The 12122-nt window shown below is 69.7% G+C and carries 11 protein-coding genes; 5 read left to right on the plus strand and 6 right to left on the minus strand.

Going from position 1 to position 12122, the window contains the following annotated elements; all coding sequences use genetic code 11:
• The 3 genes from AC1D01_RS07820 to rtcA all read left to right on the plus strand — a co-directional run.
• A partial coding sequence (locus tag AC1D01_RS07820) for an RtcB family protein (protein ID WP_477865492.1) occupies positions 1-889 on the plus strand: 889 nt, incomplete at its 5' end.
• Between the two features lie 13 nt (positions 890-902).
• Positions 903-1295 (plus strand): zinc-ribbon domain containing protein, encoded by a 393-nt coding sequence (locus AC1D01_RS07825; protein ID WP_477865493.1) that lies wholly within the window; start codon positions 903-905, stop codon positions 1293-1295.
• Positions 1296-1297: 2 nt separating this feature from the next.
• On the plus strand, positions 1298-2341 hold the full coding sequence (rtcA, locus tag AC1D01_RS07830; protein ID WP_477865494.1) for an RNA 3'-terminal phosphate cyclase: 1044 nt from the start codon (positions 1298-1300) through the stop codon (positions 2339-2341).
• A 7-nt stretch (positions 2342-2348) separates the two neighbouring features.
• Here rtcA and AC1D01_RS07835 read toward each other — a convergent pair whose 3' ends face one another.
• From AC1D01_RS07835 to AC1D01_RS07855, 5 genes are read right to left on the minus strand one after another with little or no spacing between them, the layout of a single operon-like run.
• A complete protein-coding gene (locus AC1D01_RS07835) occupies positions 2349-3251 on the minus strand; it encodes an ADP-ribosylglycohydrolase family protein (protein WP_477865495.1) in 903 nt (300 codons plus the stop codon).
• The gene (locus tag AC1D01_RS07840) at positions 3248-4339 is read right to left on the minus strand and encodes a bifunctional nicotinamide-nucleotide adenylyltransferase/Nudix hydroxylase (RefSeq protein WP_477865496.1); all 1092 of its coding nucleotides are present in this window, start codon (positions 4337-4339) and stop codon (positions 3248-3250) included. The genes AC1D01_RS07835 and AC1D01_RS07840 overlap by 4 nt, the downstream gene beginning before the upstream one ends.
• Positions 4336-6036 (minus strand): NAD+ synthase, encoded by a 1701-nt coding sequence (locus AC1D01_RS07845; protein ID WP_477865497.1) that lies wholly within the window; start codon positions 6034-6036, stop codon positions 4336-4338. Before AC1D01_RS07845 ends, AC1D01_RS07840 begins: the two co-directional genes overlap by 4 nt.
• A 10-nt stretch (positions 6037-6046) precedes the next feature.
• Complete coding sequence (gene pncB, locus AC1D01_RS07850) at positions 6047-7234, minus strand: nicotinate phosphoribosyltransferase (RefSeq protein WP_477865498.1); 1188 nt, start codon at positions 7232-7234, stop codon at positions 6047-6049.
• Positions 7235-7247: 13 nt separating this feature from the next.
• Complete coding sequence (locus AC1D01_RS07855) at positions 7248-8102, minus strand: cysteine hydrolase family protein (RefSeq protein ID WP_477865499.1); 855 nt, start codon at positions 8100-8102, stop codon at positions 7248-7250.
• A gap of 96 nt (positions 8103-8198) precedes the next feature.
• Between AC1D01_RS07855 and AC1D01_RS07860 the strand changes: the two genes are divergently transcribed.
• The gene (locus AC1D01_RS07860) at positions 8199-8882 is read left to right on the plus strand and encodes an NUDIX hydrolase (protein WP_477865500.1); all 684 of its coding nucleotides are present in this window, start codon (positions 8199-8201) and stop codon (positions 8880-8882) included.
• Here AC1D01_RS07860 and fusA read toward each other — a convergent pair.
• A complete protein-coding gene (gene fusA, locus AC1D01_RS07865; RefSeq protein ID WP_477865501.1) occupies positions 8879-10915 on the minus strand; it encodes an elongation factor G in 2037 nt (678 codons plus the stop codon). The two genes, AC1D01_RS07860 and fusA, sit on opposite strands and share 4 nt — an antisense overlap.
• A gap of 421 nt (positions 10916-11336) precedes the next feature.
• Here fusA and AC1D01_RS07870 point away from each other — a divergent pair, with 421 nt between their 5' ends.
• Positions 11337-12074 (plus strand): NAD-dependent epimerase/dehydratase family protein, encoded by a 738-nt coding sequence (locus AC1D01_RS07870; RefSeq protein WP_477865502.1) that lies wholly within the window; start codon positions 11337-11339, stop codon positions 12072-12074.
• Positions 12075-12122: the final 48 nt, after the last annotated feature.

Genomic DNA, 12122 nt, shown 5'->3' on the forward strand with positions numbered 1-12122 from the left:
CGGCTCGACGCCGCGCCACCGCGGCCGCGACCAGGGCAGCTGGGAGAACCCGCCCGAGACCGTCGACCAGGTGTGGGCGACGCTCGTCGACGAGTTCGATGCCTTGTGCGAGCTGCATCCGCGCCTGAAGAACACCAACAACCGCAAGCACCTGGGGACGCTGGGCGGCGGCAACCACTTCATCGAGGTCTGCCTCGACGAAGAGGGCGCCGTGTGGTTCATGCTGCACTCCGGTTCGCGCGGCGTCGGCAACGCGATCGGCACGCACTTCATCGAGCTGGCCAAGAAGGATGCCGAACAGCACCAGCGCAACCTGCCCGACCAGGACCTGGCGTACTTCGAGGAAGGCGCGCAGTACTTCGGCGACTACGTGCGCGGTGTCGGCTGGGCGCAGAAGTTCGCGGCGCGCAACCGCGAAGTGATGATGACCCACCTGATCGCCACCGTGCGCCAGGTGATCACCAAGCCGTTCGAGACGCACGTCGAGGCCGTCAACTGTCACCACAACTATGTGCAGCAGGAACGCCACTTCGGCGAGGACGTGTTCGTCACCCGCAAGGGCGCGGTCAGCGCGAAGCGCGGCCAGCTGGGGATCATTCCGGGCAGCATGGGTGYGCGCAGCTTCATCGTGCGCGGCCTGGGCAACCCGGAGAGCTTCGAGAGCTGCAGCCACGGCGCCGGCCGCGTGATGAGCCGCACGAAGGCGAAGAAGCTGTTCAGCGTGGCCGATCACGTGAAGGCGACCGAGGGCGTCGAGTGCCGCAAGGACGCGGATGTCATCGACGAGATTCCGATGGCCTACAAGGACATCGACGCGGTGATGGAAGCACAGAAGGACCTCGTGGAGGTCGTGCACACGCTGAAGCAGGTGGTGTGCGTGAAGGGGTGAGGAGGAGCGAGCGATGAAGAGCGGAAAGCAGCGCCGCGCCGAGATCAAGGCGCGGCGCATCCAGCGTGCCGTGCGAAGCAACATCGATTGCTTCGCGCCGGTGTCCGTCCTTCCCGTGGGGGCGGTGGCGGCCGATCCGGAGCAACTGCTTCACAACAACACGTATGGCCAGCTTCCGCTGTTCTATGTCGACCGCGCGTTCAGTTGCCGCGATTGCAACCAGGCCGAGGTCTGGACGGCCAAGCAGCAGAAGTGGTGGTACGAGGTCGCGAAGGGCAACATCTACAGCCAGGCCGTTCGCTGCCGGCCGTGCCGTCGCATCGAACAGGCGCGTGTCGAAGAGGCCCGAAGCGTTGCGCAGGCCGGGTTGGTGCGCAAGCAGGAAGCGATGACAAACAGGAAATGAAAATGATCGAACTCGACGGCGCCACCGGGGAGGGTGGCGGCCAGATCCTGCGCAGCGCGCTGGCGCTCGCGATGTGCACCGGCCAGGGCGTTGCGCTGCACAACATCCGTGCGCGCCGGCCCAAGCCCGGCCTGATGCGCCAGCACCTGGCCTGCGTGCAGGCGGCTCAGGCCGTCAGCGGCGCGCGCGTGCAGGGCGCCGAAGCCGGCTCGATGTCGCTGGTCTTCGAACCCGGCACGGTGTGCGCCGGCGACCATGTCTTCAGCGTCGGCACGGCCGGCAGCGCGACGCTCGTGCTGCAGACCGTCTGGCCGGCGCTGATGCTCGCGAATGGCACGAGCCGGCTGACGCTGGCCGGCGGCACGCACAACCCGATGGCGCCGCCGTTCCACTTCATCGAGCGCTGCTATGCACCGCTGCTGCAGCGCCTGGGCGCCGGCAGCCGGCTGCAATTGCGCCGCCACGGTTTCTTTCCGGCGGGCGGCGGCGAGTTCGTCGCCGAGATCCTGCCGGCCGTCGGCGGACTGCAGCCATACGACCTGCTGGAGCGCGGTGCGCTGATCGCGGCCCATGCGGAAGCCCTGGCGGCGGCCGTGCCGCGCAGCGTGGCATCGCGCGAGCTCGCGATCCTGCAGCGTGAGTTCGGCTGGCCCGACGACGCGTTGCAGGTGCCGGTGCTGCGCCAGAACGAGGGCCCGGGCAACGCGCTGATGGCGACGCTCGCGCACGAGCACGTCACCGAGCTGGCGATCAGCTTCGGCGAGCGGGGCCGCAGCGCCGAGCAGGTGGCGCTGTCGCTCGCCGCGGAGCTGCGCGCCTACCAGGCCGGCAGCGGCGCTCTCGGCCCGCACCTGGCCGACCAATGGGTGTTGCCGCTCGCGCTGGYGGTGTGGCGCAGCGGCCGGCCGGCGCGCTTCAGCTGCACCGAGCTGACGGAACACGCGCGGACGAACTTCGCGGTGATCGAGCGCTTCCTGCCGCTGCGCATCGTGACCGATGGGCAAGACGGCCATTGGCACGTCGCGGTCACGCCGCTCGGCGCGTGACGCCGGGTCAGCGCCGCAGCGCGTCCGCCAGCGCCTCGATCTCGGCGCGCTGGTGCAGCCGCACCAGCCAGCGCGCCGGGATGCCCGCCTTGCCGTAGTGCGCGCCGGCCAGCTGGCCGACGATCGCGGCCGTGGTGTCGGCGTCGTCACCGAGGTTGGCGGCGCGCAGCACCGCCGACTCGAAGCTGTCGGTCTGCGCGAAGCACCACAGCGCGGCTTCGAGCGACGCGACGCAGTAGCCCGAGCCGGTGACCTGCGATTCGCGCTTGTGCAGGTACTCGCGGGCCGCGATCGCCTGCACCTTCGGCATCGTCGGCCTGGCCAGCCGGTTCGCGAGGATCGCGTCCTTCGGGTGGCCGTCGAGCGCATGGCACAGCAGCTCGGCGAACAGCGCGCAGCATTCCAGCGCCTCGGTGGCCGCATGCGTGGTGGCCGAGCTGCGGCGTGCCAGGTCGATCGCGGCCTGCTGGTCCGGGTGGCCGAACAGCACCGCCGGCGCGAGCCGCATCAGCGAGCCGTTGCCGGCGCTCCTCGGGTCGGTGGAGCCGGCGATCGGGTTGCGTGTTTCCAGGTAGCGCTGCAGTGCGCCCGAGACGGTGATGCCGATGTCGAAGCAGCTGCCGGTCGCGCTCAGGTAGCCGTGGTGCCACCAGTTCACGTAGCGGTTCATCTGGTCCTCGGCATCGAAGCCGCGGCATTCGACCAGGCTGGTCGCCAGGCACAGTGCCATCGAGGTGTCGTCGGTCCATTCGCCGGCCTTCAGCCCGAACGGGCCGCCGCCGACCATGTCGGTGATCGGCTCGAAGCTGCCGCGGCGACGGAACTCCAGCGTGGTGCCGACCGCGTCGCCGCAGGCCAGCCCGAGCAGGCAGCCGCGGTAGCGATCGAGCAGGGCGGCTTCTTCCCTCATCGCGGTGTCAGCCCCAGGAAATGGTCCAGCATGTGGAAGTGGTCGTCGAGGAACTGGTCCTCGAGCGCGGGCAGTTCGCCGATCGGCGTCCACAGCGCTGCGGCTGCGTCGTCGCCGGCCACCACCTCGGGCAGCTCGCGCCCGCCGAGGTCGAAGTGGTGGGCGTGCGTGATCGTGCGGCCGCGCTGGCTGCGGTCCGGGTGGTCGAACACCGCGGTGGCGCGCAGGCACTGGCGCATGCTGGCGTCGAGCAGGTGCAGCTGGGTCTCCTCGCGCAGTTCGCGCAGCGCCGACTGGTAGGCGGTCTCGCGCTGCTCGATGAAGCCGCCCGGCACCGCGTACAGGCCCTTGCCCGGCGCCTGGCCGCGGCGCACCAGCAGCACGTGGCCGGCGCATTGCACGATCGAATCGACGGTGACGAAGACCGGCGGGTAGGGCGCGGCGGACCACGAAGCCCGGTAGGCCTTCAGCATGTGCCACTCGGCGGTCAGCGCCGCGAACAGCGGCAGCCGCGACCACGCGCGCAGGAAGCCGAGCGTCGTCGACGGGGCCTGGCCGACCAGCGCCGCGAGCGTCGCGTCGACATCGTCGGCCGCGCAGGCGAAGAACGCATCGCGCAGTGCCGTGCCGTCGGCCGCGGCGATGCGCTCGATGCTGTGCAGCCGCCAGCCCGGGAAGCCCTGCAGGTACTCGCTGGTCGCATCCTTGAAGTGCCCGACCAGCCCGATCGAGCCGAGCCGCGGATCGGCCCGCTTCGCGATCTGCGCCTGCACGCCCTCGTGCACCGCCTTCAGCCAGCGCGTCTCGTCGTAGTAGTCGCGCACTGGCAGGAATTCGATGCGGCTGCGTTCGTCCTCCGGCAGCGCGAGCCGGATCATCTCGGCGCGCTCCTCCCAGCTGAACGGGTTCTTCGGCGAGCGCGCCTGGTGGGCCGAGCCGATCACGACGACGACCCGCGGCGCGATCGCCAGCGCCTGGTTCAGCAGCGCCAGGTGCCCGTTGTGGAACGGCTGGAAGCGGCCGATGTAGACGGCCGTGTCGTGGTGCAAGCCCTGCGCGGCGGTGGGGTGGGACGGGACGATTCTCATGGGATGTGCGCTGCGATGGGCATCTGCCGTCCGCTGCCGAAGGCACGGGGGCGGACGCGGATGATGGGGGGCGCCTGGCGCCGCTTGTATTCGTTGCGGGCGATCATGCGCCGCACCCGCTCGACCAGCGCCCGGCCCTCGTCGCTGCGCTGCAGTTGCGCGACGAAGGCGGCCGACGGGGCGCGCTCGCGCGGCGCCAGCCGATCGCCTTCGATCAGCAGCTTCAGCACCTCGTCGAGCACCTCGTAGGGCGGCAGGCTGTCGGTGTCCTTCTGGCCCGGCGCGAGCTCGGCCGACGGCGGCTTGTCGATGATGGCGGTCGGGATCAGCGCACGGCCAGCGGCCTCGTTGACGTGGCGCGACAGCGCGAACACCTCCGTCTTGTACAGGTCGCCGATCAGCCCCAGGCCGCCGTTGGTGTCGCCGTACAGCGTGCAGTAGCCGACCGAGATCTCCGACTTGTTGCCGGTGGTCAGCAGCAGGTGGCCGAAGCTGTTGGAGTAGGCCATCAGCGCGGTGCCGCGGATGCGCGCCTGCAGGTTCTCGTGCGGCAGGCCTTGCAGCGGCTTGCCGAAGCTGCGCTCGAACTGCGCCGTGTAGCCGGTGACCAGCTCGGCGATCGGGTGCGTGAACAGCTCGATGCCGAGGTTGCGGCACAGCGTGACCGAGTCGTCCACCGACCCAGCCGACGAGTAGTGCGACGGCATCGTGACCGCGCTGACGTTCTGCGGCCCGAGGGCCTGTGCGGCGAGCGCCAGCGTCAGCGCGCTGTCGATGCCGCCCGACGAGCCGACCACCGCCTGCCGGAAGCCGCAGCGCCGCGCGTAGTCGGTGAGGCCGAGCACGATCTGCGCCTGGTAGAACGCCATCGTCGGCAGGCCGGCGGCCGGCACCGGCGGCGGCGTGTCGCCGGCGAGCGTCAGGAAGCGGCCGTGCTCGAAGCGCAGCGTCGTCACGTCCTCGACGAAGCGGCGGGCCTCGTAGACCACGCGGCCGTCGGCCTCGGTCGCGAACGACGCGCCGTCGAACACCAGCTGGTCGTGCCCGCCGATCTGGTTGGCGTAGAGGATGGGCAGGCGATGGCGCCGGCTCGCGTCGCCGAAGATCTGGTGGCGCTGCTCGCGCTTGCCGATCTCCGACGGGCTCGCGTTGATCGAGACCACCAGGTCGGGCGCGGCGTCGCGCATGCGCTCGAACGGGTTCACCGCGTAGTCGCCGGCGACATCGTTCCAGCCGTCCTCGCAGATCATCATGCCGACCTGCGTGTCGCCGATGCGCAGCACCTTGGCGACATCGGGCCCGGGCTCGAAGTGGCGGCGCTCGTCGAAGATGTTGTAGGTGGGCAGCAGCTGCTTCGCGTAGCGCAGCACGATCGCGCCGGCATGCAGCACCAGCAGCATGTTGTGCAGCCGCTTGCCGGGGCCGTCGCGGCGCAGCGGCGCGCCGACCACCCAGTGCAGGCCGGGCAGTTCGCGCGAGGCCTGCAGCAGGGCGTCGAGCCCGGCGTCGACGCGCTGCAGGAAGCCGGGTTCCTCCAGCAGGTCGGYCGGGTAGTAGCCGGTCAGCCCGAGTTCGGTGAAGACGACCAGTTCGGCGCCGTGCGTGCTCGCCTCGCGAGCCGCGGCGATCATCTTCGCGACGTTGCCGGCTATGTCGCCGATGGTCGGGTTCAGCTGGGCGATCGTGATCTTCAGCATGCGCGCTCCTTCAGGCGGGGACGTTGAAGACCTGCTTCAGGTAGGCGAGGAAGGTCTGGTCGTCGCACAGCGTCTTGCCCGGGCTGTCGGACAGCTTGGCCACCGGCTGGCCGTTGCAGCGGGTCAGCTTCATCACGATGTTCAGCGGCGTCAGGCCCACGTCGTTCGACAGGCTGGTGCCGATGCCGAAGCCGGTCTGGGTGCGGTCGGCGAAGTGGCGGTAGAGCTCGAGCGCCCGCTCGATGGTCAGGCCGTCGGAGAACACCAGCCGCTTCGTGTGCGGGTCGATGCGCAGCTTGGCGTAGTGGGCCAGCGCCTTCTCGCCCCACGCGACCGGGTCGCCGGAGTCGTGGCGCAGCCCGTCGAACAGCTTCGCGAAGTAGAGGTCGAAGTCGGCGAGGAAGGCGTCCATGCCGACCACGTCGGTCAGCGCGACGCCGAGGTCGCCGCGGTACTCCTGCACCCACTCCTCGAGGGCCGCCTTCTGCGAATCGCGCAGCCGCACGCCGAGCGCCTGGAAGGTCTGCAGGTACTCGTGCGCCATCGTGCCGATCGGCACCAGGCCGAGCTCCTTCGCGAGCAGCACGTTGGAGCTGCCGCGGAAGTACTGCGGCAATGCATCCTTCAGCGTCGTGACCACCTCGCGCTGCCAGGCGCCGCTGTAGCGCCGGCGCACGCCGAAATCGAAGAACTCGAACGGGTTGCGGCGCGGCGGCTCGGTGCCGAAGGCACGCAGCACCGCGATCTTGGCCTGCAGCCGGTCGCGGCCGGCGGCAATCGCCGAGCCGGCGTCGAAGCGGCGGAAGTACAGCTCGTTGACGATCGCCAGCACGAAGATCTCGAAGGCCATCACGTGCACCTGCGGGCCCCTCGCGATGATCTCCAGCGTGTCGCCGTTCGCCCGCGCGGCGATGAAGACGCGCTGGAACTGGAAGATGCGCAGGAAGTCGACGAAATCCGACTTGATGAAGCGCAGCGCGCCCAGATAGGCCAGCTCGTCTTCGGTGAAGCGCAGCGCGCACAGGTGGTCGAGCTCGCGGTTCACGTCGGCCAGCAGCTCGGCGAGCGGGTACGCCGGCGTGTTGCGGCAGACGAAGCTGTATTCGGCCTGCGTCTGCGGGTGCCAATGCAGCATGGTCTGCCACATCGTGAACTTGTAGAGATCGGTCTCCAGCAGGCTGTGGATCACAGGGGGCATGGTGGCTTTCAGATCAGGTGAGACGACGGAGGATCTCGCCGCTGGTCGCGAGTTGAACACCGCGGGCGCGCATCGCATCGAGAAACCCTTGCTGCTGCGCCTCGAAACCGCCGACCGGGCTCAGGCAATCGGTCAGCAGCACGACGCGTTCCAGCCGGCCGCCGGGCAGGTGGTCGACGACGTGCTCGGTGGTGGCTTTCACGCAGTGGCTGCCGGCCTCGCCGGCGATCAGCAGCAGGTCGGCGCGGTCCAGGCGGTCGATCAGCGCCTGGTTGAGCTGGGTGTCGGGGTCCGCGGCATCGGGCACCTCGGCCTGCACCGCGCTGTAGTGCTCGGTCCACGGGTTCTCGCCCTTCGTCACCATCTCGACCTGGGCCAGCCGGCGTTCCTCCCAGGCATTGCAGGCGGCGCGCACGTCGGCGTGGATGCCGTGGCCCCAGCTGCCGATCTCGCAGTGCACCGGCCAGACCATCAGCGTGTAGCGCCCGCGCGCCTCCAGCTCGTCGAGGTAGGCCAGCGTGCGGGGCAGCGCGGCGGCGTCGCGCGGGCGGAACGCGCCGTCGCGCACCTCGCGCGCGGTGATCGGCGTGAACGGGCCGACCGCGCTGCCATCGCGCTGCTGCCAGAAGGTCGGATGGGCGATGTCGACGTGGTGGTGGGAATCGAGCGTCACGGTGATGCCGGTGATCGCATCGCCGGCCTGACGGATGAAGCCGGCCAGCCGCTGCATGTCGGCGTGGGCGCCGGCCACCGGCAGCGCCGGCGCGATCGGCGTGCCGGTCAGCGGATCGGCAGGGCGCCAGGCGGCGGGGAGGTCGCAGAAGTCGTTCTGCGGGTCGATGATCAGGAGCTGGGTTCGCGGGTTCATCGCAGGCTTTCGTCGTGAACGTGACCGTACTCTAGATGAGTTAGATCAACATTGCAACTAACTAAGGTCACGAGGGGGCGGCCCTAACATCGCGGCATGGCTGTACACACCTTCCCGCCCGTCATCTGCACCGTCGATGTCGTGCTGCTGACGCTGCACGACGACGCGCTGCACGTGGTGCTGCACGTGCGCGACCGCGAGCCTTTCGCCGGCATGCCGGCGCTGCCCGGCGGCTACGTGCACCAGCAGGAAGACCGGGATGCCGAGGACGCCGCGGTGCGCGTGCTGCGCGACAAGACCGGCATCGCGAGCCCGTACCTGGAGCAGCTCGCGACCCTTTCCGGTGCGGCCCGCGATCCGCGGGGCTGGTCGATCTCGATCGCCTACTACGCGCTGGTGCCGCGCCAACTGCTGCCGGTGGATGCGGCGCACCTGCGGCTGCTGCCGGCCGACCGCCTGCCGGCGCTGCCGTTCGACCACCGGCGCATCGTCGAGCTGGCGGTGTCGCGGGTGCGGGTGAAGAGCCAGTACTCGTCGCTGCCGGTGCACCTGTGCGGCGAGCGCTTCACGCTGCCGCAGCTGCAGTCGGTGTACGAGGCGGTGCTCGGCGAGCCGGTCAACAAGGTGAGCTTTCGCCGCAAGATGGACGAGCTCGCGATGCTGGAGCCGATCGACGGCGAGCTGGAGCTGGGCCGGGCCAACCGGCCGGCCCAGCTGTACCGCGTGCGCCGGGAGTTCCGGCGCACGCTCTCGCTGCTGGAGCGAGGGCTCGGCTCCTAGGCCGCCAGCAGCTCGGCCTGCAGTACCGGCGGCACCTCGGCGTAGTGGTCGAAGTGCATCGAGTACTGCGCCCGGCCCGACGACAGCGCGCGCAGGCTGCCGATGTAGCCGAACATCTCCTTCAGCGGCACATGCGCCTCCAGCGCCGTCGCGTTGCCGCGCGGATGCTGGGCGCGCACGTGGCCGCGCCGGCGGTGCAGGTCGCCGATGCTGTCGCCGAGGTAGTCGGCCGGCGTGACGACTTCCACCGCCATCACCGGCTCGAGCACCACCGGCGCCGCGCGCGCGACGCCGTCGCGGAAGGCCGCGACCGCCGCCAGCTCGAAGGCCAGCACCGATGAGTCGCGCTCGTGGAAGCTGCCGTCGAGCAGCGTCACCTCGAGGTCGACCACCGGGTAGCCCGCCAGCACGCCGGTCTCGGCCGCGCGCTTCACGCCGGACTCGACGCCCGGGATGAACTCGCGCGGGATCGCGCCACCCGTCACCTGGTTGACGAAGCGCAGGCCCTCGCCGCGCGCCAGCGGCGCGATGCGCAGCGTGACGCCGGCGAACTGCCCGGGGCCGCCGCTCTGCTTCTTGTGCACGTGGCTGACCTCGACCGTGCGCGCGATCGTCTCGCGGTAGGCGACCTGCGGCCGGCCCACCGTGACCTCGACGTGATGGCGCGTGCGCAGCTTCTCCAGCGTCACCTCGAGCTGCAGCTCGCCCATGCCGGACAGGATGGTCTGGCCGGATTCGGCGTCCTGGCGGATGCGCAGGCTCGGGTCTTCCTTGGCGAGCGCCCCCAGCGCCTTGCCGAGCTGCTGCTGGTCGGCCTGCGTGCGCGGCTCCACCGCGACGTGGATCACCGGTTCCGGAATCGAGATGCTCTCCAGCACGACCGGGTGGCGCTTGTCGGCGAGCGTGTGGCCGGTCGTCGTGTCCTTCAGGCCCACGAGCGCACCGATGTCTCCCGCCTGCAGGGCCGGGACTTCCACATGCTTGTCGGCATGCACTTCATACAGCCGCGCCACGCGTTCGGTGCGGCCGGTGCTCGCATTGAGCACGCTGTCGCCCGGCCGCAGGCGGCCGCGGTAGACGCGCACGAAGACCATCGCGCCGTGGTCGTCGGAGACGACCTTGAACGCGAGGGCCGCGAGCGGGCCGTCGGCATCCGACTCGGGTTGGCCTTCGGTGGCGACGTCGCCCGGCGCCGGCAGGTAGTCGACGACGGCGTCCAGCAGCGGCTCGACGCCGCGGTTGCGGAACGCCGAGCCGGCCAGCACCGGCACGAAGGCACCGGCCAGCGTGCCGGCGCGCAGGCCCGCGCGCAGTTGCTCGACCGAGGGTTCCTCGCCTTGCAGCCAGGCCTGCAGCAGCGCATCGTCGCGTTCGACCACGGCCTCGACGAGGCGGGCGCGCGCAATCGTCGCCTGCGCCTGCAGGTCGTCGGGGATGGCTTCGACGAGCGGCGGCTGGCTGGCATCGGCGGCCGGCCAGACGAGGGCGCGCCGGCCGAGCAGGTCCACGACGCCGCGGAACGAGTCCTCGGCGCCGATCGGCAGTTGCAGCGGCAGGGCGGTCACGCCCAGGCGCGACTCCATCATCTGCACGACGCGGGTGAAGTCGGCACCCACTCGGTCGAGCTTGTTGATGAAGGCGAGGCGGGGCACGTGGTACTTGTCGGCAAGGCGCCAGTTGGTCTCGGTTTGCGGTTCGACGCCGGCGACGCCGTCGAACACGACGACCGCGCCGTCGAGCACGCGCAGCGAGCGGTTCACCTCGATGTTGAAGTCGATGTGTCCGGGCGTGTCGATGACATTGATCTGCGCACCGTTCCAGAACACGGTGGTGGCCGCGCTGTTGATGGTGATGCCGCGTGCCCGCTCCTGCGGGTCGTAGTCCATCACGGTGTTGCCATCGTTCACATCGCCGATGCGGTGATTCGCGCCGGTGTAGAACAGGATGCGTTCGGTGGTGGTGGTCTTGCCGGCGTCGACGTGGGCGATGACGCCGATGTTGCGAAGGAGCCGGGTGTTGTTGTTGCGGGTCATGACGAATCTTTCAAACTGGGGCTGTTTCGGCCGGCCCCGGCGAAGATCCGCCTGGGCTAGCCCGTAACTTGCATGGCTGAGGTGTTGTCGATGGACACGCCAAAGGACGAGCGCAAGCCTCCCGTGCTTTGGCGGCCCTGAATCGTGGCGATCAACTTGTCGTAGGTGCGCATGGCAGTAACGTGCAGACTGAAAAGCAAAAACCCCGGGGGCAGTGCCGACCGGGGTTTTGGGGACCGGAAGGCGCAAGGCCTTCCGATGGTGCGAAAGACCTGGAACTACACAGCAAACAGCAACACGTCGCCACGCGACGGTGCTGCTTGCGAAATGGCTTCAAGGTTCTTCAACATGGTTGCGATTGTCCTACCGACGCAGAGCACCTGCTGCCGGTGGGGCTACCGCTTTGGTGTGGAATGAGTTCATGACTGCTCAGAAGATTCTTCTCGCCGGTGCGACGGGTGTCGTCGGTCGCCGGCTCGTTCCGCTGCTGGTCGGCGGTGGCTACAACGTGTTCGGCATGACACGCAGCCAGGCGAAGGCGGCGTCGATCATGGCCGCGGGCGCCGAGCCGATCGTGCTCGACGTGTTCGATGCGGCTGCGGTGCGTGCGACGGCGATGCGCCTGAAGCCTGACGTGATCGTGCACCAGTTGACGGATCTTGCGCTGTTGAGCGACGCGGCGACGCGCGACGAGGCGCTGGTGCGCAACGCGCGGCTGCGCATCGAGGGCACGCAGAACCTGGTCGATGCGGCGCTCGCCTGTGGTGCGAAGCGGATGGTGGCGCAGAGCATTGCGTGGGTGTACGCCGCGGGGCGCGAGCCGCATGCCGAGAGCGATCCGCTGGACCTGAAGGCCGAAGGGGCGCGGGCCAACACGGTGGAAGCCGTGGCGACGCTGGAGCGGCTGGTGACGCAATCGCCGGGGCTCGAGGGCGTGGTGCTGCGTTACGGCCACTTCTACGGGCCGGGCACCGGGGTCGAGACGGCGGCGGGCAAGCCTTCTGCGCTGCACGTCGATGCGGCAGCGTATGCGGCGCTGCTGGCGGTCGATCGCGGAGCGCCTGGCATCTACAACGTGGCCGAGCCCAGCTGGCAGATCACCGGCGACAAGGTGCGGCGCGAGCTTGGCTGGGATGCCGCATTTCGTTTGCGTAGTTAGTGGTCGATCTGTCGGCGCGAGCAAAGGCGCGGGTGGGCAGGGTGTGGC

This window comes from Rhizobacter sp. P3_B12 (genome assembly GCF_056402895.1).

Bases quoted from the DNA above. Each gene is read 5' to 3' on its own strand.
- AC1D01_RS07825 (WP_477865493.1), top strand. From the start codon at position 903: ATGAAGAGCGGAAAGCAGCGCCGCGCCGAGATCAAGGCGCGGCGCATC.
- AC1D01_RS07835 (WP_477865495.1), bottom strand. From the start codon at position 3,251: ATGAGGGAAGAAGCCGCCCTGCTCGATCGCTACCGCGGCTGCCTGCTC.
- AC1D01_RS07840 (WP_477865496.1), bottom strand. From the start codon at position 4,339: ATGAGAATCGTCCCGTCCCACCCCACCGCCGCGCAGGGCTTGCACCAC.
- pncB (WP_477865498.1), bottom strand. From the start codon at position 7,234: ATGCCCCCTGTGATCCACAGCCTGCTGGAGACCGATCTCTACAAGTTC.
- AC1D01_RS07855 (WP_477865499.1), bottom strand. From the start codon at position 8,102: ATGAACCCGCGAACCCAGCTCCTGATCATCGACCCGCAGAACGACTTC.
- AC1D01_RS07860 (WP_477865500.1), top strand. From the start codon at position 8,199: ATGGCTGTACACACCTTCCCGCCCGTCATCTGCACCGTCGATGTCGTG.
- fusA (WP_477865501.1), bottom strand. From the start codon at position 10,915: ATGACCCGCAACAACAACACCCGGCTCCTTCGCAACATCGGCGTCATC.
- AC1D01_RS07870 (WP_477865502.1), top strand. From the start codon at position 11,337: ATGACTGCTCAGAAGATTCTTCTCGCCGGTGCGACGGGTGTCGTCGGT.